The sequence below is a fragment of the Aureimonas ureilytica genome (assembly GCF_001475935.1).
Taxonomy (GTDB): Bacteria; Pseudomonadota; Alphaproteobacteria; order Rhizobiales; family Rhizobiaceae; genus Aureimonas; species Aureimonas ureilytica_A.
The window spans coordinates 1-24,836 of record NZ_LDQA01000026.1 but is presented as its reverse complement, the minus strand read 5'-3'; the positions used below and the strand labels follow the sequence as shown (position 1 = coordinate 24,836).

Genomic DNA, 24,836 nt, shown 5'->3' with positions numbered 1-24,836 from the left:
ATCGCGGCCGCGATGATCCAGTATCCCGGCACCTTGCCGGATGGCCGGTCGACGCAGAACCAGAGCGCGGAGGAATGGTCCGCGACGTTGGCCGACATCGCGGATGCCGGCTTCACCGAACTCGACCCGACGGACGGCTGGCTGCGCATCGCCGACCTGGAACCCTCGCGTCTCGACGAGTTCATGGGCGTCGCCGCCTCGCACGGGCTGACGATCCCCGCGATCTCGACCGCGCGCAAGAACCTGATCGACCCGGCTGTGGGCGAGGCGCATGTCGCCTATGGGCACCGCGTCCTCGACACGGCGGCCAAGGTCGGGGCGAGCGCCGTCTCCTTCGGGTTCTTCGGTCCGCTCAACGACGCGCAGAAAAAGGCGCTCTGGTTCTGGACCGTACAGGGCGAGCGCAACCCGACCGACCCGGACACCTGGGCGCTGGCGGTCTCGCGTCTGCGCGATCTCGGCCAGCACGCGAGCGACCTCGGGCTCGAAATCTCGCTGGAAATGTACGAGGACACGCTGATCGGCACCGCCGACGGCGCGGTGCGCTTGGTGACCGACGTCGATCTGCCGAACGTGAAGATCAATGCCGATATCGGCAACCTCATCCGCCTCCATCGCCCGGTCGAGCACTGGCAGGCGATGATGGAGAAGATCGCGCCCTTCGCCGGCTTCTGGCACGTCAAGAACTACACGCGCATCGAGGACGAGACGACGGGCGCGGTCATGACCGCGCCGGCACCGCTCGAATTCGGCACGATCAACTACCGCACCGCCATCCGCATGGCTCTGGCGCACGGCTTCCGCTCGCCCTTCCTGGTCGAGCACTACGGCGGCGACGGCCTGTCGATCAGCGCCACCAATCGCGATTATCTTCGCCGCATCCTTCCGCGACCGGAAACCACGGCATGACCCTGATCCACGACGAACCCGAACGCTTTGCTTCGAGCGCCCTCGAAGGCTTCTGCGACATCCATTCTCATCTGGTGCATCCCGTGCGGGGCGGCGCGGTGCGGGCGACCGAGACGCCGCAAGGCAAGGTCGCCCTCGTGATCGGCGGCGGCTCGGGCCATTATCCTGCCTTCGGCGGCTATGTCGGCGTCGGGCTGGCGGACGCGACGGTGGCAGGCGACGTCTTCGCCTCGCCCTCGACGGAATCGGTCGCCCGCATCTGTCGGCAAGCCCATCGCGGCGGCGGCATCGTGCTCGGCTTCGGCAATTATGCCGGCGACGTTCTCAATTTCGGCGCGGCGGCGACCCGCCTGCGTGACGAAGGCATCGACGTGCGCGTCATCGCCGTCACCGACGATGTGGCGAGCGCCCCGAGGGAGACGCCGGCTCTGCGCCGGGGCGTCGCGGGCGACGTGCCCGTGTTCAAGATTGCGGGCGCGGCGGCGGAAGCCGGCCTCTCGCTGGACGAGGTGGAGCGGCTGGCACAACTCGCCAACGCACGGACCCAGTCCTTCGGCATCGCCTTTTCCGGCTGCACGCTGCCGGGCGCGAGCGCTCCCCTCTTCACAGTGGAGAAGGGCATGGTCGCGGTCGGCCTCGGCATCCATGGCGAGCCGGGCATCCGCGACGAGACGGCGATGCCGGCCAAGGATCTGGCCAACCTCTTGGTCGAGCCGCTGCTCGCCGAGCGGCCCGAAGGCGCGAGCGGGCGGGCGGCCGTGCTCCTCAACGGGCTCGGCGCGACGAAATACGAGGAGCTGTTCGTTCTCTGGACGCATGTCGCTCGTCGCCTGCGCGGCGCGGGCCTGACGCTCGTGCAGCCCGAGGTCGGCGAATTCGTCACCTCGCTCGACATGGCCGGCTGCTCGCTGACGATCACCTGGCTCGATGAGGAATTGGAGCCGCTATGGCTCGCCCCGGCTCATGGCGCGGCCTTCCGGCGCGGCCATGTCGAACCGCGCGCCGTGGCCGGGAAGCCGGTCGAGCGGGACGAGGAGGCGCCGCGCTTTCCGCCCGCTTCGGACGCCTCGCGCGAAAGCGCTCGCCGCGCCTGTGCGATCGTCGAGCGGCTGGCCGCCGTGCTGGCCGACGCCGAGGAGGAACTCGGCCGCATCGATGCCGTGGCCGGCGACGGTGACCATGGGCAGGGTATGCGACGCGGCTCGTTTGCCGCCGCTGAGGGCGCGCGCAAGGCGCTCGCCGCCGGAGCTGGGGCGGGCTCGCTCCTCGCCCATGCCGGCGACCGCTGGGCCGACACGGCGGGCGGCACGTCCGGGGCGATCTGGGGCCTTCTCCTGCGCGGCTTCGGCACGGCGCTGGGCGACGAGGCGGGTGTCGATGCGGCTGCCGCATCGCGCGGCATGATCGCGGCCCGCGAGGCGGTGATGACGCTCGGGCGGGCCAAGCCCGGCGACAAGACGCTGGTGGATGCGCTCGTGCCCTTCGTCGATGCGCTGGAGGCCGAGGTGACGCGCGGTGCCGGGCTGCGCGACGCCTGGGACAAAGCCGCCGAGGCCGCCACGCGCGCCGCCGAGGAGACCGCCAAGCTCACGCCTCGGCTCGGGCGCGCCCGGCCGCTGGCGGCCAAAAGCATCGGGCATCCCGATGCCGGCGCGGTCTCGCTCGCGCTCTGCGCCCGCACAGTGGGCGACGTTCTCAAGGCCGGATAGCCGGCCTTCCCTTCTTCACTTCAACGATCCGTCTGGGAGGCATGATCCATGAAGCTTTTCGCGACCACCGCACTCGTCACCCTCGCCCTTGCCGCGCCCGCCATGGCGCAGTGGGCGCCGACCAAGCCCGTCGAGTTCATCGCGGCGGGCGGGGCCGGCGGCGGCACCGACCAGTTCGCGCGCCAGATCCAGGCGGCGATCGCCAAGGAGAACCTGTCGCCGACGAACGTCGTCGTCTCCAACAAGGGCGGCGGCTCGGGCGCCGAAGCCTTCATCTACGGCGCGGGCTCGAAAGGCGACGAGCACAAGCTCATTCTCGGCACGTCCAACGAGTGGCAGCTGCCGCTCGTCACGCGACTTGGCTACAAGTCCGAGGACCTTACGCCGATCGCGACCTTGGCGGTCGACGAGTTCGTGGTCTGGGTGCAGGCGAACAGCCCGTACAACACGATCACCGATCTCGTTGAGGCCGGCAAGGCGACGCCCGGCAAGATCCGCTTCGGCGGCTCGCAGTCCAAGGACGTCGATCAGACGCTGGTGCGCCGCATCGAGGCCGCAACGGGTGCGAAGTTCCTCTACATCCCCTTCAAGTCGGGCTCGGAAGCCGCCGTGCAGCTCGCGGGCAACCACATCGACGGCAACACCAACAACCCTGCCGAGAATGTCGGCCAGTGGCGCGCGGGTCAGGCGAAGCCGCTTTGCGTGATGTCGGACCAACGCATGGCCGACACGACCAAGGTGACGGACACGATGTCATGGAACGACATCCCGACCTGCCGCGAGCAGGGCCTGCAGGTGGAGGCCTACCAGATGCCGCGCACGGTCTTCGCGCCCGCCGGCGTGCCGGCCGAGGCGGTCGCCTGGTACACCGATCTCCTGAAGAAGGTCTCCGACACGCCGGAGTTCAAGGCCTATCTCAAGAATACCTCGCAGACCGCCCGCTTCATGACCGGCGACGAGTTCAAGTCCTACATCGCCACCGATGTCGAGCGCTCGCGCAAGCAGTTCGAGGCGGACGGCTGGCTCGTCAACTGAGCGACCGATCGACAACCGGGGCGGCCGCGATCGGCCGCCCCGACTTTTGAAGCGGACATCGCAAGGGAGGACGCGCGATGGTCACACGCCGTCATATCGAAGTGGGGACCGGCCTGTCGGCGGTGCTTCTCGGGCTCGTCACGGCCTATGGCAGCCTGGAGAACGGCATCGGCTGGACGGATTTCGGCCCGTCGGCCGGCTATTTCCCGTTCCGCATCGGCGTGATCCTCGCCATCCTCGGCCTCGTCATCGCCGTCAAATACGGCCTGACGGGCCGCCGCCGCGCGCCCGCCAATCTGGAAGCCCAGGCAGCCGGTGCAGCCGCCGCGCTGCACGAGCCCACGGGCCTCGACGAGCGGTTTCTGGAGGACGGTGCGCTCGGGCGCATCGCCTCGGTTTTCGTGCCGACGGCCGTCTCGGCCGCGCTGATCCCCTGGCTCGGCGTCTATCTCTCCGGGGCGCTCTTCCTCGTCTTCTCCATGATGACGCTCGGCAAGGTCGGCGTCGCGAAGGCCACGCTGATCTCGGTCGCCACCATGGCCGTGTTCTTCGTCACGTTCGAATTCTGGTTCCAGGTGCCGCTGGCCAAGGGCGTCGTCATGCCCTTGCTCGGCATCTACTGAGGAGGCGCTCGCCATGGCCGATATCGCCAATCTCCTGCACGGCTTCTCCGTCGCCTTCTCCTTCTACCATGTCGCCCTCATCGTCATGGGCGTGCTGCTCGGGATTCTGGTCGGAGTGCTGCCGGGCCTCGGCGCGCCGAACGGCGTGACGCTGCTCCTGCCGCTCACCTTCACGATGGAGCCGGTCTCGGCGATCATCCTCCTCTCGTCGATGTACTGGGGCGCGCTGTTCGGCGGCTCGACGACGTCGATCCTCTTCAACATTCCCGGCGAGCCCTCGTCGGTCGCGACCACCTTCGACGGCTATCCGATGGCCAAGCAGGGCCGCGCGACCGAGGCGCTCTCGACGGCCTTCTTCTCGGCGGGCATCGGCGCGCTGACGGGCGTCGTCGTCATCACGCTTCTCGCCGGCTGGATCGCGCAGTTCGCGCTCCAATTCTCCAGCCCCGAATTCTTCGCGATCTACCTTCTCGCCTTCTGCTCCTTCATCGGGCTCGGCGGCGGCGATCCGACGAAGGCGGCGGTGTCGCTGCTCGCGGGCCTCGCCTTCGCCACGGTCGGCATGGACACGGTGTCGGGCGAGTTGCGCCTCACCTTCGGCTGGCCGGACCTCCTGCGCGGCATCTCCTTCCTCGTCGCCGTGATCGGCCTCTTCGGCATCGGCGAGCTGTTGCTGACGGTCCAGGAGGAACTGAAGTTCAAGGGCGTCTCCTCGAAGATCGAGGTGCGCGAGATCTTCAAGGCGCTCGCCCGCCTGCCGCATTATTGGGTGACCTTCGTCCGCTCGGCGCTCGTCGGCGTCTGGATGGGCATCACGCCGGGCGGGCCGACAGCGGCCTCCTTCATGAGCTACGGCCTCGGCCGCCGCTTCGGAAAATACGGCAAGAACTTCGGCAAGGGCGAACCCGAAGGCATCATCGCGCCCGAGGTCGCCGACCATTCGGCCGGCACCTCGGCGCTCTTGCCCATGCTCGCGCTCGGCGTGCCGGGCTCGGCGACGGCGGCGGTGATGATGGGCGGCCTGATGATCTGGGGCCTCCAGCCCGGACCGCTTCTCTTCGTCGAGCAGCCCGATTTCGTCTGGGGCCTCATCGCCTCGATGTATCTCTCCAACGTGATCGCCGTGGTGCTCGTGCTTGCCACCGTGCCGCTCTTCGCTTCGATCCTGCGCATTCCCTTCGGCATCATCGGCCCGATCATCATCGTGGTCTGCCTGATCGGCGCCTATACGGTGGCGAACGCCGAGTTCGACGTGATGATGGCGGTCGCCTTCGGCATCGTGGGCTATGTCTTCAAGCGGCTGGACTACCCGATCGCGCCGCTGGTGCTCGCCATGGTGCTGGGCGACAAGGCCGAGGACGCGTTCCGCCAGTCGATGCTCTATTCCGGCGGGTCGCTGTCGATCTTCTGGTCCAACGGGCTCGTCGGCACGCTGATGGCGCTGGCCCTCCTGCTTCTGGCCTGGCCGCTGATCTCAAAGGCGATGCAGCTTGTCAGGCCGGCACAGGCCGCGTGAGGCGGCACGGCGACTGTCATGTGCAAGGGGCGCGGGAAATGATCCCGCGCCCCTTTCCATAGTATTGGGTCGCAACCTGACAGGACACTCTGCGGCAGGCCACGGGTCGACGACCAGCGGGTTCCCGGCGGCATCATCTTCCCCAACCGCAACGGTCTGCGCTGGCGTGACACGCCCAAGGACTATGAGCCCGCAAAGACGCTCCACAACCTTTGGAAGCGTTGGGGCGAAGCAGGTGTCTTCGTCCGAATGATGGAAGGTCTGGCCGCAGTCGGCGCCGATCCCAGGACCATCATGATCGACGCACCGACCTGAAGGCCCATCGTGCGGCGTCGAGCCTTGCGCTCAAAAAAGAGGTCTCGGTCACCTGATCGGTCGGACAAAAGGCGGCATGAACATCAAGCTCCATGCTGTCGCCGATGCGAACGGTCGCCCGCTCAGCTCCTTCTTGACCGCTGGCCCCGTCAGCGACGATACCGGCCCGGCAGCCTTGCTTGACGATCTGCCGGAGGCAATGGCTGCTGGGTGATCGCGGCTATGATGCTGACTGGTTCCCGGACGCTCTGGCGTCGAAGGGCATCAAGCCCTGTACTCAAGGGCGCACGTCGCGCAACGCGCCGGTGGGCTATGACAAACGCCGCTACATCAGACGCAACCGCATCGAGAGCATATTCGGGAGACTGAAGGACTGGCGGCGCGTTGCAACCCGCTACGATCGCTGTCCGACCGTCTTCTTCTCAGTCATCGCGCTGGCTGCCCCCTACTCTTCCGGTTCTAAGCTATGAGTCCTGAGCCTAACTTGGCTGTTGTGCGAGACGCTTTGCTTTGTTGCTGGCGCTTAGTCTGCGCCAGACCTTGCCCCTGTTGTCATGGGAGCTTTCGGGTCTTCTGGTTCTGCCCTATGCCGCGCACATCGCCCTCATGTGGAGCCGCGCGGCCTGGCCGGAGCCATGGCCGGGCCGACGCGACAGGCCCGGCTTTTTTCAGCGCGAATGTTCGAGCGCGTCGGTGGCCTCGGCGGCGGGGCGCTTGACGGTTTCCGCCACGCGCCCGTGGCCGCTGATCTCGCGCCCGGCATCGGCCGCAAAGCGCAGGTTCCAGATCGTCGCCGCCAGCGAGATCACCACCACCACGGCGAAAGCCGCCGAGAAGTCGGAGAGTTCGGGCGTCTCGTGCTGGCGCAGGCCCATCGAGCCATGCAGCGCCAGCGCCGCCACGCAGATGCCGAGCGAGAGCATGAGTTGCTGAAAGGTCGTGTAGAAGCTTGTCGCCGAGCTCATCTGCGCAGGCGAGATCCGGTCATAGGCCACGGTGTTGTAGGCGGTGAACTGGAAGGACATGGAGAAGCCGCAGCAGACCAGCACGCCGAAGATCATCGGCAGCGGCCAGTCGGGCCGGAAAAAGGCGCAGGTGCCGTAGAGGAGCGCCGCGACGATGCCATTGGCCGCCAGCGCCGTGCGAAAGCCGAAGCGGCGCAGGATCTTCGGCGCGACGGCCTTCATCATCAGCGAGCCGATGGCGGTCGCAATCGTGACGAGGCCGCTCGTCGCCGCCGACAGGCCGAAGCCGAGCTGCATCATCAAAGGCAGGAGGAAGGGATGCGCCCCTTGCGTGATGCGCGTCAGCGACCCGGCGATGACCGAGGTGCCGAAGGACGGGACGCGCATCAGACGCGGATCGAGAAGCGGTGCGGGATGGGTCTTGGAATGGCGCAGATAGAGCACACCGGCAACGACGCCGACGGCGATCAGCGAGGCGGCCATCCAGCCCTCGTCGGCGCGGCTGGCGCTCTCGAAGCCGAACAGGAGCGAGCCCAGCGAAATGCCGGACAGGACCATGCCGAGCGCGTCGAACGGCCCGGTGCGCTCGCCTTTGGTCTCCTCGATGAAGAGGCTGACGAGAACCATGCCGAGAAACCCGATCGGCAGGTTGATGTAGAAGATCCAGCGCCAGTCGGCATAGGTCACGATAAGGCCACCGACGGGCGGCCCGAGAATGGGGCCGATCAGGGCGGGCACGAGCAGCCAGGACATGGCCGAGACGAGATCGCGCCGCTCCACCGAGCGCAGAAGCACGAGCCGCCCGACCGGCATCATCATGGCCCCGCCGAGCCCTTGCAGCAGCCGGGCGAAGACGAGGAATGTCAGCGAGGGCGCCTGCGCGCACAGGACAGAGCCGAGCACGAAGACGCCGATGGCGGCGCGAAACACGGTGCGCGAGCCCCAGCGATCGGCCACCACGCCGCTTACGGGAATGAACACCGCGAGGCTGATGAGATAGGAGGTGAGCGCGATGCTCATGGAGGGCGCATCGACGCCGAAATCGCGCGCCATCGTGGGCAGAGCCGTCGCGAGGATCGTGGCGTCGAGCTGCTCCATGAACATGGCGCTGGCGACGATCAGGGCGATGGTGCGGAAATTGCGCCGGGCAGGCGCGGCGTCGAGACGCTCGACGCTGGATGAGGAAACCGACATGGGATCGAGACGAACGCTTCACGGGCGGCGATGAGCCGGGCCGCCAGACGGCGTGACACCTTCGAAGGAAATCGCAAGCCGGACATACGGCTTCGCACCGTCCCTGACCAGCCCCTTTTCGCTCACAATCCTCGCGGGCACGATTTTCGCCGCGAGCGAGGCGCCGGATTGCAGGCCCTCGTCCGTGCGTTCGCGCGGGGCACGCCTGGCAGACGGAACACTCGTATCCCGCTCATGGAGCCGCTCGGCGCTCAGCCAACAGCGCACACGAAAAAGCCGCTGGGGATTTCACCCAACGGCTCCAGCGTCTCCACGGGGGAGAACGGCCCTGCATTTCACCTCGCCAGTACATCCGTGGTCGGACGATCTACGGGGCCTCACAACGCATCGACCTTTCGGGACGCGCCGTTGATCCTAAGATGGTTAAGACACCTCTCCCCTTCAAGGGGTGCCTCGAAACATCGGTGTCACGGCCGGCGGATCGTGTCGAGACTATCGCTCGCGGGGCCTTGCCCCACATCCGAGGGCTTCGGCGCGTTCGGCCTCTCGGCATGGTCCTGCTGGGTGTCCGGTCTGCCCGGATCGGCCTCGGGGTCGGTGAACTTGCCGACATTGACGAGATCATTGTCGAGCCCTTCGAACTCGTTGGCGATCGCCGCTTCCTCGCGCTTGTCGGTGTCTTCGCGCCTATCGTTACTCTTTCTCGTATCGGACATGATCGGCTCCTGACATTTCCTTGAAAGACCAAGAGGCGGGAGCGCCAAAGCGTTCCCTTCCGTTTTCGGCGCGCGTGTTCCCCAGGCTGCCTTTGGCGGAAGAAACGGGGCCGTTCGTGGCGGCCCCGCCCTCCCCCTCTCGCACCGTGTCAGACACGAGACGAGGCCAGTTCCGACGTTTCGAGCGTCTCGCCCGCGTCCGAGATCGTGGTCACGCGGGGGCCGTCGGCGTCGATGATCTGTTGAAGACCGTTCATCACGGCGCAATAGGCGGGAACTTCAGCACCTGCGAGATTGACGCGCTCCAGAAACTTCTGGGCTGCGACGGCCGCATCCTTGTTCAGCATGAGCTTTCCTATCCTCTGGATTTGACCAATTTGGGGAGGGGCACATCCTGCGATGTGCCCCAGGGTTCGCGCGTCGGGAGAACGCGCGCTTAGTTCGTCCAAGCCTCGGACGGATCGATCAGGCCATGGGCGCGAAGAACCGTGATGATCGCGTTGATGACGTTGTTCTTCGTGTCGTTGTTGGTCGACCCGGCGTTGATCTTGGGCACGTTGTTCTGACGCTGGCTCAAGACACGCTGGCCATTGACGCGAACGGCATCCTGCGAGGCGCCGCTGCCCTGCGTGAACAGCAGGAGCGGAACGCCATTGCCCGAAACACCGATCTGGATGCCGTCATTGACGCCCTGCACGGCGCGGGGATTGTTGTAACCGCCCCACTGGAGCCGCTGTCCATAGCCCATGAACAGGACCGCATCCGCCTCGAAGGCCGCTTCGTCCACCTTCAAGCCGTATTTGAAACGGTTGTTCACGTAGGCGCCTGGCGCGTTGCGCAGCCGGATGCCGCCGATCAAACGATCCTGCAGGTCCGAACTCTGGATGCGGATAGCTTCACCATCCGTCGCGGCGGCCGTCTGGCCGACATGGCACCGGCCTCGAAGTTCAGGCCGGTATAGAAGCCGTTGTCGCCGCCATTCACGGCCTTGCCGATCGACACGCCCGTCGACATGCGATTTCCAGCGGCGGACGTATCGGTCATGTTGATGCGAAGGGCCTGCGCACCGCCATCCCAGCCGGGATCGACGCCTTGGTTGAGGCCGTTCAATTCCATGACGTGCCAGGGCGTGCGGGTCTGGTTGTAATTGTTCGTCTGGCCCCAGTAGGCCCAGCCGCGCCCCCCGGCGCTGTTGGTCGAGATTGTCACCCGCGAATGCATGCCGACGAGGTCGTTGCTGCCGCCGTCATGATGGCCATAGGCCGAGACAACGGCCGTATAGCTGTCGCCGGATACCTTCCTCATCGCGAAATGAGCGCAGCCGGCATCCCAGATGCGGCCGCTCGCGGCATTCTGCGAGGCGCTGGAAACCTTCTCGACATAGATGATCGGATCCCACGTGTCGGACGGCGCCGACTGGGTGCCCATGTAGACGCCCATACCACGAGCATTGTTATAGGTCGCCGCATTGGTCTGATCGTACATCGACTTGACCTGCTGGACACCGAAGTCGCCAGGACCAAGATAGACCGGACGGTTCGGGCCGCCCGCAGCGGAACGCGCGGACACCATTGCCGACTGATTTGCCGCCGAGCTGGCGCCCGATACGACGCCATGATCCTGCCCGTCCGTCATTCTCCAAGTCATGCTCTCATCTCCTTTTGAATGAACGTGTCGTCAGCTCAGATCCCGTCAGGACCTATCCAGACGACGTCGCGCGTCGAAGAACTCATTTTGAAACGACTGTCTTGGCATCGACGATGTTGCTCTATCCGTGGCCAAATCGCCTGGCTGGGAAAGCAACCTACGTCCGATGGTGGCGTCGTCGCCCGTGTACAGACAGCAAGTCCACGAGACTGATTATCGCCGGGGAGCGGATCGACCGCTTCTTCGACAGATGCTTCGTCATCCCCGCTTCCTTTCGCATCCCGCCATCCACACCAGGGACGATGCCATCAAAAAGCGAAATTGAAAAGGATTATCTTCCTATAATATTCTAAATAGGAACAAATGCTTATTCGCCATCGCATTATGGCCGCCGGCCTTGATGAGGAAGGACGTCTTTGCACCGGCTGCATAGGCAGACGTTGAGACGGATCGTCGCCACTGGCGGGATGCTCGGGACTCAACTATGCCCCGTCGCAAGGCGAGCGCCCTCCAGCGGGTGATCAAAGCCTGGGATGGAACAGCTAGCGCGGATCATCGGATGGGCTGCGGTTTGCCGGTTACCATTCGGTTCTGGAAAAAGGGGAGCGAGCGCGGGAGACGTCATGCGCAGGCAATGCGAACGTCCGCTATGGCCGACCTGCGACCCGGCAAGCACGACAAGCATGGGAACGACATGAGCGACCACAAAAAGGGCGTATGGGTTCAAACCCGTTTGATCCCCTTTCCTTCGTCTATCAGCCCGGAGGCCCGCGCCAGTCTCGAGCGAGGGGTGAACGACGATGGGGTTCCGCTGAATGCGCTCCATACGATGCCGCCAACCGACGATCATGCCGCCTGGATGACGATCAAGGCGGCGGCGGATGGACACTATGCGGCGGTGGTGAAAGGGCTCGCCGGCACGCTGCGGGCAGACGTCCAGACGGTTCGAACCGGTGACGCCACTCTTCACGTGGCAACCCCCGAAACGCTGCTGAAGCCGGGTTGCGCTTATGTGGATTTCCACGGCGGGGCACTGGTGTTTGGCGGCGGAGAGGCATGCCGCGCGCAGGCGCGGATGCAGGCAGATCAGCACGGGGCGCTTTGCTACGGTGTCGATTACAGGATGCCGCCCGAGCATCCGTACCCTGCGGCGGTGGACGACGCCATCGCGGCGTATCGCTATGTGCTGGAACGGCACGCAGCATCGCGCGTCATCGTCGGCGGCCGATCAGCGGGCGGCAACATAGCGGCGGCGATGCTTCTGCGCGCCAAGGATGAAGGCCTGCCTCTGCCCGCAGGGCTGATCCTTCTCTCCCCACAGGTCGATCTGACCGAGTCCGGCGACAGCTTCCAAGTCCATCAGATGGTCGATGTGGTGCTGCCCGGATCGCTGATGCGCAACAACGAGTTGTATGCCGGCGGCGCCGATCTGTCCCACCCCGACCTCTCGCCCTTGTTCGGAAACCTTTCGGGTCTTCCGCCTACATTCCTCCAATCGGGCACGCGTGATCTTTTCCTGTCCAACGCGGTACGAATGCACCGGGCGTTGCGCCGGGCGAAGGTGGACGCCGAGTTGCATGTCTTCGAGGCTATGCCGCATGGTGGATTCCAAGGGAACACACCCGAGGACCAAGACTTGGCGGCGGAGGTATCGCGCTTCATCGACGCCCGCTGGAGGTGACGCGCCTTCTCGAAACTCTTCCATTCTCGAAAAAAACGCGATGCGATCGCGGATCGCTGCGATCGTGCTCCAGATGCGGACCAACCGCCAACCATCGAGACGGGTGAAAACACGTTTTTTGGAAAATGCAGTCGGAGCATCATTCCTGCTGACTGCCTCAACCGCTTCAGAAAGAGTTGCCGACCCGCTCATAGGACGGGTTCTCCGCGCATCCGACCCTTTCTGAAAAAGACGATGGGAGTCGCTTCATGGAATGAACGCCCGCATGTCGATCCGACGATCTTCGGTGCGACCTCTGTCACGATGGCGGCAGGAGACGCAGGAGGCGCCCGTCTATCCCATCGGTCAGGACCTGGATCGATCCGTCCGGAGCCACCCTCACGTCGCGCATGCGCTCGCCGAATTCCGCCAGAAGCAGCTCCTGCCCGGTGATCCCGCCGTCCTGCCGATGCACGAGGCGCACGGCCTTCTCGACCAAGGCCGGCACGAGAAGAGCACCGCGCCATTGGGGGAACAGCCTTCCCTCGTAGACGGCAAGTCCGGCGGGGGCGATTGAAGGCGTCCATTCCAGGAGTGGCGCCTCGAAGCCCGGCAGCGACGCGAAAGGGGTGACGCGCGCGAAACTGTAGTCGACACCGCCGGACGCAAGCGGCCAGCCATAGTTGCCTCCCGGAACCAGCCGGTTCAGCTCGTCGCCGCCGCGCGGTCCGTGCTCGGTGATGAGAAGCGAGCCGTCCGTTGGGTCCAGCGCGATCCCTTGCACGTTGCGATGCCCCAGCGTGAGAACCTCCGGTGCGGTGCCGGGTCGGTGAACCAGCGGATTGTCTGGCGGGATCGATCCATCGCGGTTGAGCCGCACGACCTTGCCCAACGTGTTGGCGCGGTTCTGTGCGTCCTCTCGCCGGTCGAACCCGTCGCCCAGCGAAAGCACCAGCGTATCGTCAGGCAGGAATGCGATGCGGCTTCCATGATTGGACGCGCCCGCCTTTGGCGTCGCGGTGAACAGGACGCGCATGTCCTGCAGGGTGCCGTCCTGCAAGCGGGCGCTGACCAGTCTGACATTGTTGGCCTCGGCGTCGCCGTGCAGGAATGTCAGGAAGATCCGTCCCGTTTCGGGAAAGTCCGGGTCCACCGCCACGTCCATCAGCCCGCCCTGGCCCGCGGCGTAGATCGGTGGCAGGCCGCCCACCGGCGTCGGATCGAGCGTGCCGTCCGAGCCGACGACGCGCAGGCGCCCCACCGCTTCCGTTATGAGGCGGCGCCCGTCGGGCAGAAAGGCGAGCGACCAAGGCCGCTCCAACCCTTCGATCTCGGTGACGACGCGGTAAAGGCTCGGATCGACGCGCGGCGGCTCTGCCCATGCGGGCCATATCGAACCGAAGATCAGAGCAGCGCAAACAAGCGCGAGCGGACGGCGAGAAAGGCGGGCTTCTGAGTTCACGTCAATGTTCGGGTTCATTCCTACCGCCTCGCCTCCATGTAGACGGCCAACATAGGCGCGGAACGGCTGGCGGCGCCGCGGCACAAGGAATGGTGAACGATGACCCGAATGGTCGGCCGTTTGGTGATCGCGTTTTTTCTGGCGGTGCTGGCGAGCGTGATCCCGGCGAGCATCGTCCAGACCCAGATCAACCTGTCGCGGCTGATCGACCTCGGGGCACCCGTATCACCTGGGATAGGGGCGCTCACGACGGCACAGGACATCGCCTTCTTCGGACCCGTGATGGCGGCCATCACGGCCGCCGCCTTCCTGCCGGCATTTCTTGCCGCTTGGCTGGTGTCCCGCGTCCTTCCACCTGCAAGGGTCCCGATCCACATGCTGGCAGGGGCCGCATCCCTCTGGACGGCATTCGAGCTGATGGGCTTCTTCACGCCGATGCCCACCTTCGTCGCCGCAGCTCGTACGCTTGACGGCCTCTTGGCGCTGTCATCGACAGGCCTGATCGGCGGAGCCATGTTCGCGTTCCTGACGAAGCGCCACGCCGAACATGCCGCTGCGCGAACCTGATGCCAGTTGGCGCCTCATCGCACCAAGGCGTGCCTGCCTTTTTGCAACTCGACGACGTTCGGGCCACGAAGGCTAGGGGATGAGCCTATCCGAGCCTTGCCTGCCCCAAGTCTCGTCTTCTCTGCTTGCTGCCTGAGGGAATGGGAGCGCCGGGCTTTGGAAACAATGGCAGTCGGAAACCGCTGCCTCGTTCAGCATTCTGGTCGATGTCTGGCGGCCCCTGTATAGGGCCTGTGAACAGCGAATCCCGCTTAGAAGAACGCTCCGGTTGTGCCTCCCTTCTCCGCCCTGCAGCTCACCGAATGGTTGATGCAGAGCGCTACGCCTCGATTTGGGATCGAGATGTTCGCGTGAAGCCGTCTGGTTGAGGGTCGATTGGGAACTCCCCCCGCCTCCGTCTCGTAGTCCCCTCATGACAGAGGGTGACGACGATACGGCGAAGAGTGAGCGGAGCGATGGCGTGTTTTCGCCGATCCCGGTCCTGATGATGCTGGGTGGCGGATTTGCGACCTTCGCGATGGCGCTGGGTGCTTATCGCCTGCTGCAGGCTTACGGCGGTTTTTGACTTATGCGAGCACGGCTCACTTCCGGCGGCAGCTTCGGCCACGACACCGCATGGGGAAAGGACCGCGCGATGTGTCTTCCATCGGAACAGACGAAAACGCCCCCTGCCGGGGGAGGACCGGCAAGGGCGTTGGAGAGAAGCCGAAAGGTGGGAGGAACCGTTCGGCCGGTCCGCTTCAGGTGGGGGAGGACCAGCTGAAGCGAAAGGGGGAAACTCTTAGCGGACCGCCTGACGGGCGATGGCCGGGATGTCGGAGCGGGCAATGCCGAGGTCGGCGAGTTCGCGCTGCGAGAGACGGTTCAGTTCGGCGGCCGTGTTGCGATACTGGCGCCAGGTGCTGAAGGAGCGAGCGAGGGACATGGTGTGTTGCCTTTCGTGTCCGGCCTCTCATCGGTGGTGGCCGGCATGTGCGTGTTCTTCCGATAGGCAGAACCTACGCCTCCCGCTGATCGGGCAGTAGCGCAAAGCTCGAAAGGGAGGGTTGCGCTTTCTCGCTATCGAACTGGTGCGATGTTGATATGCAGATTTCGCATAGCGAACGCAGGCCGTTCCGAAACAAAGGCGAACATCGCGCGATCGGTCATCAGGCCAGCCGCCTCACCGGGACGTGCATTGCCCTGCCGACGAACGCGCTCTCGAAAGGGCGCTTCCCTTCGTTCGACGGAACCTGACGCTGCCTCGCCTGTCGGAGCTGCGATGTCGGGCTGATCGCAGCGCTGGCGATCCTCCCATCAGCGCGTCTTGATGCGGCGCGGAGGCTTGGCGGACAGAGCCAAGGCCCGGCGGGCCGCTTCGCCCGCCAGCCGGTCCACCTCCTCGTTTCCGGCATGTCCGTCGTGGCCCTTGATCCAGACCCAGGCGATGTCGCGACCTGTGGTCAACAGGTCGAGTTCCTTCCAAAGATCGCGGTTCCGGACCTTGGCTCCGGCGGCGTTCTTCCAGCCGTGGGATTTCCAGGGGCGCAGCCATTCGGTCATGCCCCGCACCAGATACTGACTGTCGGTGAAGAGAGTGGCAGCTCCCGAAGGAAGCGCCTTGAGCGCCTCGATGGCCGCCGTCAGTTCCATGCGGTTGTTGGTGGAATGGGCCACGCCACCCGTCAGGACGATCGGCTCCTGTTCCGCCTCCGCGCCCGCGAAGCGGATCACGGCCGCCCAACCTCCCGGGCCGGGATTGCCCGCGCAGGACCCATCGGTGTGAATCACCGCGCGCCGCGCGTCGGAGAGGGCGATATGGGTCAGCGCGGTTTCCTTCCTGCTACCGGCCTGTTCGCCGAAGCGCCTCCGATAGGCAGCCTCATGGGGCTCGATCGGAGGGCGCTTCGCCTTCATGGCGTCGCCGCCCTGGCGCGGTCAAGCAGGAACGGCTCTCACCTGGATCATGTCCCGTGAAAGCCGAGGGCGATTTGGGGCGGAGCCTGTCATCAGGCTGTATTGGTCGGGGCCTATGAGGGCCCTGCGGCATCCGCCTTGAGGGTGTCGGGCAGCGCGCTCGGCATCCTCCCCATCCTCCTGTTCGCACCCACCTGCCTGTTTGCAAGGTTTCGCTGTCGAACCATCGCGCGAGGATACTTGCCTGAGGGGTCCCGATTTCGCGTGAACATGCCCGCACCAGATAAAACGGGCGTTTTCCAAGAATGACCGAGCCCTATAGGGCGGGTGGCCAAGTTCTCAAGCTCGAAACATGGCCCGGCGATGGTTCAAGATCACACCTCGACCCATCTGTACTGACCAAGGTCATCGATCAGTCTGCCTTCCAAATAAAAGATCAAGAAAGGTTCAATGGAGCCTGTAACCAAAAAATCAGATTTTCAATCTACTTCAAGGACGCATCAACGAGGATGCCAGACATGCTGTCACGCCGCACCGCCATCTGCGCCCTTGCCGCAATGGCATGGACATGCTTGGCCACCGCTCCGTCCCCGGGCGTCGTCGCCCCGGCCCATGCCGAAGACGACACCATCCTGAAGGTCTCCGCCAACGGGAAGACCACCGAGTTCAGTCTCGCGGCGTTGGATGCCATGCCTCAGACGAGCATTCGAACCGGCCTCCCTTGGTATGATGGCGTGCGCGAATTCTCGGGCGTGCCGTTGAAGGACATCCTGAGCGCGGTGGGGGCCACGGGCACTACACTGCAAATGACGGCGCTCAACGACTATCTCGTGAGCGCACCGATTCAGGAAATGATCGACGCCGGCGCGGTTCTGGCGACGCGCCATGAGGGCCAGCCCATGCCGATCAGCGACAAGGGGCCGATCTTCGTCCTGTTTCCGTTCGATGACCGCCCCGAGCTGAAGCATCAGGCCTACTACAGCCGTGCCGTCTGGCAGCTCGATCGTATCGAAGTCGATCCATGAGCGTGCGGGCTCAATCCCATCTTCCGCTGCGCCATCGCCATGTCCGCATCGGGCTGACGATGATCACGGGCGCGCTCGCGCTCGTGGCCGTCGTCTGCTCGGCCCTGGCCATGCGATACCAGGAGCGGATCGTGGAGGCGTCCCGTTACAACGGGACGTTCGATTTCAGCCAAGGCGCCGTTGAGCTTTTGCGGCTGCAACTGGCGCTGGAGCGCCGCCCCCAGCCGAACCAGATCAGCGAGATCAACCTGCGCTACGGCATCTTCAACAACCGGCTGAAGGTTCTGAAAAGCAACCCCATCCTCAAGGAAGCCGGCTATTTGCCGATGGTCGAAAATCTGGAGAGCCAGATTCGCGAAATCGGCGAGACCTTGGCGGGGTCGCGCGACATCGCCGTCCTCGCGCAGCAAGGCCAGCGTCTGACGCCCATCGTCCCTTCGCTCATGCGACTGGTCTCCGTGTCCCATGCCAGAACCGGGGATGTTATCCTGCAGAACCAGCAGGAACTGAAGCTGATCTCCGCCATCCTGTATTCGATCATCCTGGCGCTCGTGGCCTTCGGTGCCATCCTGATCACCCTCGTCTTCCGGCAGAACGGAAAGCTCGACGAGGCCGTGCGCACCGATGCGCTGACGGGTCTTTCCAACCGCCTCGATTTCAAGTCGGTCATCACCTCGCCCGCGATCCGCGGCCAGGCTCATTCGGTGATCGTCATCGACGTGGATCACTTCAAGGCGCTGAACGACACGCTCGGCCATGATGCGGGCGACTTGCTCCTCAGCGATCTGTCCCGCCGCCTGCAGCGGGCCGCGCCGGACGGGCGCCTCGTCGCGCGCATGGGCGGGGACGAATTCGCCATTCTCTACAGCGGCCCGGACGCGGACCGCCGCAGTACGGCGGCCTGCGAACGCATTCTCTCGATCATGCGCATCCCCTTCCTGATCGACGGGCGCGAAATCCATTCCAGCGTCACGATGGGTCTCAGCCATTCGGGCGGCGAGGGTGAGACGAGCGACGAGCTCTACAAGAATGCCGACATCGCCCTCTACATTTCCAAGACGGAGGGGCGAGGCCGGTTCCGCGCGTTCCGTCCCGACATGAAGCACGCCTTGATGCGCCGCCAGAAGCTGCAAGCCGACCTCGGCGAGGCGATCGCGCGCGACGAGTTCTTTCTCCTGTTCCAGCCCATCGTCGATCTCGCGACGGGGCGCACGCGCGGCTTCGAGGCCCTGCTTCGCTGGCAGCACCCCGAGCTCGGCCTCATCCCGCCGCTGGAATTCATCTCGATCGCGGAGGAATCCGGCCAGATCGGCGCGATCGGGCGCTGGGTGGTGGAGGCGGCCTGCCGGCAGGCGGCGCGCTGGCCCGAATCGATCTTCGTGGCCGTCAACGTCTCGGCCAAGCAGCTGACGGACCCGCGCCTGGCCGAGGACATCTCCTCCTGCATCCGCTCGCACGGGATCACCGCCCAGCGGCTGGAAATTGAGATTACCGAAACGGCGCTGATCGAGAATGACGAGACCGCCGTGCGCACGCTCCACACCCTCCGGGAGAACGGTTGCCGCATTTCGCTCGACGATTTCGGCACGGGATACGCTTCGCTGAGTTATCTCTGCCGTTTTCCCTTCGACAAGCTGAAGATCGACCGCTCCTTCGTGCGCAACGCCATGCAGAACACCGAAAGCATCACGGTGATTCACATGGTCTGCGCGCTGGCCGAAAAGCTGGGCCTGAACATCGTGGCCGAGGGAATCGAAATGGAGGACCAGCGCCGGCTTCTCCAGGCCGCTTCCTGCCAGTATGGCCAGGGCTACCTCTTCGCGCGCCCCTTATCGGCCAATGACAGCGAACAAAGGCTGGGATCGGAACACGTGTTCGCACTGCCGCTCAGCGCCTGATCGCCTCGATGACGAGGCACGGAAAGCGCCGTGCGAGTGCCCAGCACAAACCTTGCTGGGTCGGCTCGCCGGGTCTTCTCGGCGGCCAACGGGCGAGCCACGGGCCTCGCCCGTCCTTCGAACCGTCGCGAATTCTTGCGGATGCCGACCTTTGCATCGACCGCGCTTCGCTCCGCCAGGACTGACGGCAATCCCTCGGCCAACCTCCGCCGGGGCCTTCCGAAACAGCCTCTCAATCCAGTCGATCCGATCCGCCCGACAGGTCGGACGAAGAGGGGGTCGGCTCGGCGGCGAAGAACCTTTCCTTTTCGGGGCGCGGCGACGATGCCTCGGCGAAAGTCCTTCCAGCATCCGCGAGGCGTGGACTGGAGCCGCGCAAGCGTTCGAGGCGAGCCGGAAACCACGCTTGGCATTGAGACGCGCAGTCGCACGAGAGGCAAGCACAGGCTGCGTCTCCCGTTCAACAAGCTCCCCCAAAGCGCCCTCATACGCTCGGACCGGGTCGCTCTTTCCGCTCGCCTTGAGTCGAAAACGCGAGCCTCCGCGCTCGGTCCGGCAAGATCGGCTGCGCCAAGGGCAAATCCGATCCACCGGCCTGCCGTGTCCGCCCGCGCCGTGAGGCGCCAGCACCCACGGCGCTGCAAGACGTCGAAGCGAGATCGCTTCCCTTCGGCGCGTTGACCAGCAGGTTCTCGTGGCCTCTTGCGCGCTTCGTCCCGTTTCCGCCATGTTCGGGCGGAATCGAGATCACGGAAGCCTCTCGCCTTTGTGATAGGCTCCGCACGATCCGATCTGTCCTGGCGCGAAGCCCCCCGCGCCCTTGCCTTGTGAGACCCCATGCGTCTTCGCCCCTACGCCCCCGCCCTCGCCCCACTTCTTCTGGCTGCCTGCGCGCTGCTTCTGCCCGGCACGGCCGAAGCTCATATCCTTCAGGGACAGGCGGGCGGTTTCGGTAGCGGCTTCGAGCATCCGCTGACCGGCGCGGACCATTTCCTCGCCATGTTCGCGGTCGGCCTTTGGGGCGCGCAGATGGGCGGGCGCTCGGTCTGGACGCTGCCCGTAACCTTCCCGCTCATCATGGTTCTGGGCGGCATGGTCGGCATTGCGGGCATCGCACTGCCGGGCATCGAAATCGGCATCGCGCTGTCGCTGGTGGCGCTGGGCTTGGCCGTCGCCTGCTCGTGGAAGCCGGCGGAATGGGTGGCGCTGGCGCTGATCTCGGTCTTTGCCGTGTGCCATGGCTATGCGCATGGCGCCGAACTGCCCAATGCCGCCGATCCCGCCGATTATGCGATCGGCTTCGTGCTCGCGACGGGCATGATCCATCTCTTGGGCATCGGAGCCGGCCTTGCTCTGGAGCGCCCGTTTCACGGCCGTGTCGCCCGCGCGCTCGGGATCATGATCACGCTGGGCGGCGGCTATTTCCTTGCCGCCTGAGGGCACGGGAAAACCTAGTGCTCGATTTCGCCGGGCTCTGCGCTGGGCGGGTCCGGGGCTGATCGCCGCCGGCGGCTTGGCCGTGGCGCTTCTGCTTCTAGGCAGAGCCGGATTGGGCGATAGCCTGACGCGCTGGATGCTGGTGTCCGTTCTGTCCTTCGAGCGGATTCTGCCGCTGGTCGGACTGGGGGCGGCGCTGGCGCTGGCGCCGCGCCCGTCCTTTGCCCTGTCGCTCGCCGCGTTCTGTGCCGGCTCCGCCATCGGCTGGAATGCGCAAAGCCTCTACCTCTCGCTGGTGGCGCGCGTTCCTCATGCCTCGGAGCACCTGTTCCTGACCGGGCCGCTGGCGACGCTGGCGGCCGGGCTCCTTCTGCTTGCGCCGCGCCGGCTTCGGGCGGTTCTGGCACCGCCCCTCGCCGCCCTCGCCGGGCTGCTTCATATGGTGGCCATGCGCTTGACCGACCCGACCCTGCATGATCCGCGCATTGCGTGGCTCGGCTTTGCCGCCGCGCTCTGGCCGCTTCTAGCCGTTGCCCTGACGGTCCGCGCCTTTCCGCCGCGCTGGACGCCGATCGGCGCGCCCATTCTGGGAAGCTGGCTTCTGGCGATCGGCCTTCTGCATGGAGCGGCCTCGCTCGTGCCGCGCCGGACAGAGGCTCCCCTGTTGCTGCCTCCCATGCCCGCGCAGCCCTCCGTGCCGCGCGCCAACCCCTTTGCAGGGGCGGCGGGCGACGAGTTGTTTCCGTCCTCTGCCCCGATGTCCCGCCCCTTCGGCGCGGGGTCGGCGCCATGAGGCGGCGCGCGGTCTGGCCGCTGGCGGCGCTTCTGGCTCTCGCATCCGCACCGGCGCTCGCCCATCCCGATATCCTGATGGAGTGCCATCTGCTCTTCAATTTCGAAGGCGGCGAGATCACCGGCATCGGCGAAAGCTGGACCTTCGACGAAACCTTCAGCGCCCAGCTTCTGGCCGACTACGACGAGGATCACGACGGCAGCTTCAACGAGGCCGAGAGCACGGCGATCGGCAACGAGACCTTCGCGCGGCTGGGCGAAATCCACTATTTCACCTTCCTGACCCTCGACGGCGCGCCGCTGCCCGTTCCCGAGCCCTTCGGCTTCAAGGCCGCCGCGCAGGGCGGCATCGTCACCTTTTCCTTCGGCCTGCGTCTTGCCGCGCCCGTGGCGCCGCAGAGCCACAAGCTCGCGCTCCAGATCAAGGACCCGGACTATGCGGTGGGCGCGAGCCTGGCGGCCCATGAGGCCGTGGTGCTCAAAGGTATCGAGCCCGGCGCGTGCCGCGCGGTGATCACGACGAAACCGGAGGACGCCTATTTCGACGGGCTGGTGATTCCGAAGGAGGCGAGCATCGTTTGCCCCTGACGGCTTCGGTGGCGAGCGTCAGCTGAGCGTGCGCGACGCTGCGCTGCCGGACGGCGGCAGGCCCGCCTTCAGCGCCAGGAGCTGGCGCAGGCGAAAGCGGTCGCCCTCGCTCCATTGCGCCAGTTGCCCCTCGATATGGCGGCGCACGCGGGCGGGATCGTCGCCGAACAGGCCGACGCCCTCCACCGCCAGTTCGACATAGCGCCGTTCCAGATCGCCAGGGTCGTTCAAATCTGAAAGGCCCGTCAACATCTTGATGCTTCTGCGAGCCCGCTGGTCACTGGCACCATGGATCTAACGCAATGAACGGGACGAGATCATGTCCGTTTCCTCTTCCGGCAAGCCCACGCGTCAAGGCAGCAACAGCCTACGCACGGTGATCGCCACCACAGCCGACCATATGCGGGATGTGACCATTCTGAGAAGCATCTGCTTCGTCCATGAGCTGGGCATCCCCCCGAAATTCATCTTCGACGGCAACGATCATCAGGCGACCCATTTCGTCTTTTACGATGGCGACGAGCCGATCGGCGCGTTGCGCATCCGCTGGTTCGCGGGCTTTGCCAAATACGAGCGGACCTGCTTCCGCGAAAAGGCGCGCAATCCTTTCATCATCAAGCGCTGCATCCAGGACACGTTCGAGCATGTCGCCCGCAAAGGCTACACGCAGGTGACGACCCAGTCCGAACCGCGCCTCACCAAGCTCTGGACCAAGCTGTTCGGCTTTCAGATCCTGGACGAGGAGCCCGCTTATATTCTGGGTCACGACGAGCCGTACCTGACGGTGGTCGGAACGCTGACACCCCATGCCGAGCCGATCAACCTGACATCGCCGAGCCAGGTTCTCCTGCGCGTCGAAGGCGAATGGGACCGACCGAGCGATTTCGAATGAGCGCCCTGCCCCGCAACGACGCCTTGAGCGTGTTCGACGCCGACATTTCTATCGCGCAGGCGCAGGTGGAGATCGTCAACCGCCTTCGCATCCACACGGAAATGGTGGCACGGCTCCTAGCCGATCCCAGCACCCTGCCGCCCGATTTCAGCACGTTTCTGGAAGATATCGGCAATGCCTATCTCGACATCGCCGACGAGGTGAACCGCCGCACGCTCGGCCTCCAAGGCGCCTATCGCTCTAGCTTCGGTTCAAATTGAAGAAGGCGCGAAAATCGTTCTCGGGGGCCGAGTGCGCGGGCTTGAGCAGGAGATCGGCGGCAAACATCGGATTGTCCGCGAAAATCTCCACCAGCCAGTCGAACACGGCCCGCACCGGCTTGGCGCGCAGGCGATCCGTCAGCGCGACGAGATGGAGCGGGATCGGAACATGGACGTTCAGTTCGACCGGCACGAAATCCGGGTCGATCAGAACGTAGTTCCCGAGCAGCGCCACACCGGCCCCGCTCTTGGCGAAGGAGTAATAGGCGAGCGAATTGGCCGCGCTATGGGCCGGCAGACCGCTCGCCACGAGGTCGCGCCAGCGATCCCAGATTTCGCCCGTCGCGGTGTAGTAGCTGCATTGTAGAAAGCGGTGCTGCCCCAAGCGGCCCAGCATCGGCACCCCATGCGTCTCGATGTAGCGCCGATGCGCCACGGGGATGAGATGGAGCGTCCCGATTTGCTGCGAGGTCACATCGGCGCGCTGAAGCGGCGCCATGGACAGCATGATCTCGGCCTGGTTCTTGCCAAAATCCACAAAGGACATCTGGTCCTTCAGATCGACCGCGATATGAGGAAAGCGCGCGTTGAGGCGCTGCACCGCCGGCGCGACGAAGGCCACCGACAGACCCGATGTGACGCTGATGGCCACCGTGCCGGCGACATCGGCCCGGTCCCGCCTCAGGTTCGAAGACAAGGTGTGGAGCTGGAAGTCGAGGTCGGCCAGTTGCAGCGCGAGGGCCCGCCCGGCCTCGGTCAGCGTGATGCCGGAGTGGCTGGAGACCACGAGCTGCGTGCCGAGTTGCTCTTCCAACCGCTTCACCTCGCGGCTGACGGTCGGCCCGCTCGTATGGAGCATCGCCGCCGCTTCCGCGAAGGAGCGACTCTTGGCCACCGCCAGAAAGGTTCGGAGCTCCTTCCAGATCGGACGCGACAGGAGACCGGCCACATCGAGCGGCGAGCGATCGACCACGGAACTGGTATGGTCGAACGGAAGAGCGTCCGTCTTGGTCAAGATGTCATCCGCCTCCCGAACGGGGCGGGCTGCGCCCGCGAGCCATAACCTGAGATTTGGCTAAGGGAGCGCAGGGTCTCTTGTCAATGCGATACGGGTGCAACCATTCGGCGGCGATCGCCGCTGGCTAGAGCGCGATCCACACCTCTGGATGTTGGAACATGACAGCCTCCTGAAGAACTTGGAACGGAGGCGAAATAAAGGGCACGCCAATCCACAACCTAGAGAAACATCGTATCCGAGACGGCACACGGACGGCGCGACATTCGGTCATGCAAGGGTGCTCGTACCAACGGTGATGCTGGAGGAACGCGCCCCAGGCCTGAGTACCCAAGGCGAACGTCTCACGTTCGGACGATCAGAGCCCGGCCTTGGCGATGGCGTCGCGCACGATCTGGCGTAGCGCGTCGATCGGCTTGAGGCTGGCCCCGTCCACAACGTGCCAGAAGGTCCAGCCGTTGCAGGCGTCGAGCCCCTGCACCCGCGCCCCGATCTTGTGGATCGAAGCCGGCTCCGCGCCCTCGGCCCGGATCGTCCCGTCCGCCTGCACATAGGCCCGGTGACGCCCCCGCGCGCAGCTCAGCATCGTGCCGGGCTGGACGAGACCCATGTCGAGAAGCGTCGCAAAGGGCACGCGCGGCTCGGCCCGCTTGCCGCCATTGGTCGCCAGCGCGTCCGCCGACAGAGGCTCGACTTCCAGAATGCGCTCGGCCGC

General features: G+C 65.3%; 25 protein-coding genes and 2 pseudogenes. 16 read left to right on the top strand and 11 right to left on the bottom strand.

The features are described from left to right. From NS365_RS12210 to NS365_RS23555, 6 genes and pseudogenes are all read left to right on the top strand, one after another. Window positions 1-909 (top strand): sugar phosphate isomerase/epimerase family protein (locus NS365_RS12210; RefSeq protein WP_058600574.1); only part of this gene is annotated, 909 nt, incomplete at its 5' end. Further along, window positions 906-2,618, top strand: coding sequence for a dihydroxyacetone kinase family protein (locus NS365_RS12205; protein ID WP_058600569.1), 1,713 nt, complete (start codon window positions 906-908; stop codon window positions 2,616-2,618). The genes NS365_RS12210 and NS365_RS12205, both read left to right, overlap by 4 nt. 48 nt (window positions 2,619-2,666) lie before the next feature. Next, complete coding sequence (locus NS365_RS12200) at window positions 2,667-3,653, top strand: Bug family tripartite tricarboxylate transporter substrate binding protein (protein WP_058600568.1); 987 nt, start codon at window positions 2,667-2,669, stop codon at window positions 3,651-3,653. A 77-nt stretch (window positions 3,654-3,730) separates the two neighbouring features. Further along, complete coding sequence (locus NS365_RS12195) at window positions 3,731-4,276, top strand: tripartite tricarboxylate transporter TctB family protein (RefSeq protein ID WP_058600567.1); 546 nt, start codon at window positions 3,731-3,733, stop codon at window positions 4,274-4,276. Window positions 4,277-4,289: 13 nt separating this feature from the next. Next, entirely contained in the window at window positions 4,290-5,792 is a 1,503-nt protein-coding gene (locus tag NS365_RS12190; RefSeq protein ID WP_058600566.1) for a tripartite tricarboxylate transporter permease, read from the top strand. A gap of 93 nt (window positions 5,793-5,885) precedes the next feature. After that, window positions 5,886-6,577: pseudogene (locus tag NS365_RS23555) on the top strand (IS5 family transposase); the annotation flags it as partial. Window positions 6,578-6,775: 198 nt separating this feature from the next. Here the strand turns inward: NS365_RS23555 and NS365_RS12180 are convergent. The 5 genes from NS365_RS12180 to NS365_RS12160 form a co-directional block, all read right to left on the bottom strand. Further along, window positions 6,776-8,266 carry an MDR family MFS transporter gene (locus tag NS365_RS12180; protein WP_058600565.1) on the bottom strand — a complete coding sequence of 497 codons (1,491 nt, stop codon included), beginning with the start codon at window positions 8,264-8,266 and terminating at the stop codon, window positions 6,776-6,778. Between the two features lie 467 nt (window positions 8,267-8,733). Beyond that, the gene (locus tag NS365_RS12175; RefSeq protein WP_058600564.1) at window positions 8,734-8,982 is read right to left on the bottom strand and encodes a hypothetical protein; all 249 of its coding nucleotides are present in this window, start codon (window positions 8,980-8,982) and stop codon (window positions 8,734-8,736) included. A gap of 149 nt (window positions 8,983-9,131) precedes the next feature. Further along, on the bottom strand, window positions 9,132-9,329 hold the full coding sequence (locus NS365_RS12170; protein WP_058600563.1) for a hypothetical protein: 198 nt from the start codon (window positions 9,327-9,329) through the stop codon (window positions 9,132-9,134). Between the two features lie 89 nt (window positions 9,330-9,418). Next, window positions 9,419-9,841, bottom strand: a complete 423-nt coding sequence (locus NS365_RS12165) for a hypothetical protein (RefSeq protein ID WP_058600562.1) — start codon at window positions 9,839-9,841, stop codon at window positions 9,419-9,421. Then, window positions 9,838-10,617: a hypothetical protein gene (locus tag NS365_RS12160; RefSeq protein ID WP_058600561.1), complete on the bottom strand. Its 780-nt coding sequence runs from the start codon at window positions 10,615-10,617 to the stop codon at window positions 9,838-9,840. Before NS365_RS12160 ends, NS365_RS12165 begins: the two co-directional genes overlap by 4 nt. A gap of 496 nt (window positions 10,618-11,113) precedes the next feature. Between NS365_RS12160 and NS365_RS12155 the strand changes: the two genes are divergently transcribed. Next, window positions 11,114-12,310, top strand: a complete 1,197-nt coding sequence (locus tag NS365_RS12155; protein WP_244498437.1) for an alpha/beta hydrolase — start codon at window positions 11,114-11,116, stop codon at window positions 12,308-12,310. A 298-nt stretch (window positions 12,311-12,608) separates the two neighbouring features. Here the strand turns inward: NS365_RS12155 and NS365_RS12150 are convergent, their stop codons facing one another. Continuing rightward, entirely contained in the window at window positions 12,609-13,769 is a 1,161-nt protein-coding gene (locus NS365_RS12150; RefSeq protein ID WP_082684574.1) for a PQQ-dependent sugar dehydrogenase, read from the bottom strand. An 81-nt stretch (window positions 13,770-13,850) separates the two neighbouring features. Here NS365_RS12150 and NS365_RS12145 point away from each other — a divergent pair, with 81 nt between their 5' ends. Both NS365_RS12145 and NS365_RS24500 read left to right on the top strand, forming a co-directional pair. Further along, window positions 13,851-14,318: a hypothetical protein gene (locus NS365_RS12145; RefSeq protein WP_153003748.1), complete on the top strand. Its 468-nt coding sequence runs from the start codon at window positions 13,851-13,853 to the stop codon at window positions 14,316-14,318. A gap of 412 nt (window positions 14,319-14,730) precedes the next feature. Beyond that, window positions 14,731-14,883, top strand: coding sequence for a hypothetical protein (locus NS365_RS24500; protein ID WP_193753430.1), 153 nt, complete (start codon window positions 14,731-14,733; stop codon window positions 14,881-14,883). Between the two features lie 216 nt (window positions 14,884-15,099). Here the strand turns inward: NS365_RS24500 and NS365_RS23550 are convergent, their stop codons facing one another. Together NS365_RS23550 and rnhA are read right to left on the bottom strand one after the other, a co-directional pair. Further along, complete coding sequence (locus tag NS365_RS23550) at window positions 15,100-15,243, bottom strand: DUF1127 domain-containing protein (protein WP_082640477.1); 144 nt, start codon at window positions 15,241-15,243, stop codon at window positions 15,100-15,102. Window positions 15,244-15,614: 371 nt separating this feature from the next. Beyond that, window positions 15,615-16,214, bottom strand: coding sequence for a ribonuclease HI (gene rnhA, locus NS365_RS12140; RefSeq protein ID WP_082684573.1), 600 nt, complete (start codon window positions 16,212-16,214; stop codon window positions 15,615-15,617). A 305-nt stretch (window positions 16,215-16,519) separates the two neighbouring features. Between rnhA and NS365_RS12135 the strand changes: the two genes are divergently transcribed. The 5 genes from NS365_RS12135 to NS365_RS12115 all read left to right on the top strand — a co-directional run bounded on the left by NS365_RS12135 (window position 16,520) and on the right by NS365_RS12115 (window position 21,954). Then, complete coding sequence (locus NS365_RS12135; protein ID WP_153003747.1) at window positions 16,520-17,239, top strand: molybdopterin-dependent oxidoreductase; 720 nt, start codon at window positions 16,520-16,522, stop codon at window positions 17,237-17,239. Beyond that, complete coding sequence (locus NS365_RS12130; protein ID WP_058600558.1) at window positions 17,236-19,137, top strand: putative bifunctional diguanylate cyclase/phosphodiesterase; 1,902 nt, start codon at window positions 17,236-17,238, stop codon at window positions 19,135-19,137. The genes NS365_RS12135 and NS365_RS12130 overlap by 4 nt, the downstream gene beginning before the upstream one ends. An 837-nt stretch (window positions 19,138-19,974) precedes the next feature. Then, window positions 19,975-20,574 (top strand): HupE/UreJ family protein, encoded by a 600-nt coding sequence (locus NS365_RS12125; RefSeq protein ID WP_058600557.1) that lies wholly within the window; start codon window positions 19,975-19,977, stop codon window positions 20,572-20,574. Window positions 20,575-20,686: 112 nt separating this feature from the next. Beyond that, entirely contained in the window at window positions 20,687-21,367 is a 681-nt protein-coding gene (locus tag NS365_RS12120; RefSeq protein WP_153003746.1) for a hypothetical protein, read from the top strand. Next, window positions 21,364-21,954, top strand: coding sequence for a DUF1007 family protein (locus NS365_RS12115; protein WP_058600555.1), 591 nt, complete (start codon window positions 21,364-21,366; stop codon window positions 21,952-21,954). Before NS365_RS12120 ends, NS365_RS12115 begins: the two co-directional genes overlap by 4 nt. A gap of 18 nt (window positions 21,955-21,972) precedes the next feature. On the opposite strand, the gene NS365_RS12110 is transcribed toward NS365_RS12115, so the two are convergent. Further along, window positions 21,973-22,185: a hypothetical protein gene (locus NS365_RS12110; RefSeq protein WP_153003745.1), complete on the bottom strand. Its 213-nt coding sequence runs from the start codon at window positions 22,183-22,185 to the stop codon at window positions 21,973-21,975. An 88-nt stretch (window positions 22,186-22,273) separates the two neighbouring features. On the opposite strand from NS365_RS12110, the gene NS365_RS12105 reads away from it, so the two are divergent. Both NS365_RS12105 and NS365_RS12100 read left to right on the top strand, forming a co-directional pair. Continuing rightward, complete coding sequence (locus NS365_RS12105; protein WP_244493532.1) at window positions 22,274-22,846, top strand: hypothetical protein; 573 nt, start codon at window positions 22,274-22,276, stop codon at window positions 22,844-22,846. Next, entirely contained in the window at window positions 22,843-23,106 is a 264-nt protein-coding gene (locus tag NS365_RS12100) for a hypothetical protein (protein WP_058600553.1), read from the top strand. Before NS365_RS12105 ends, NS365_RS12100 begins: the two co-directional genes overlap by 4 nt. Here NS365_RS12100 and NS365_RS12095 read toward each other — a convergent pair. Next, entirely contained in the window at window positions 23,087-24,121 is a 1,035-nt protein-coding gene (locus tag NS365_RS12095; protein WP_058600552.1) for a LysR family transcriptional regulator, read from the bottom strand. The two genes, NS365_RS12100 and NS365_RS12095, sit on opposite strands and share 20 nt — an antisense overlap. Before the next feature lie 358 nt (window positions 24,122-24,479). Next, a pseudogene (locus tag NS365_RS12090) lies at window positions 24,480-24,836 on the bottom strand (modification methylase); the annotation flags it as partial.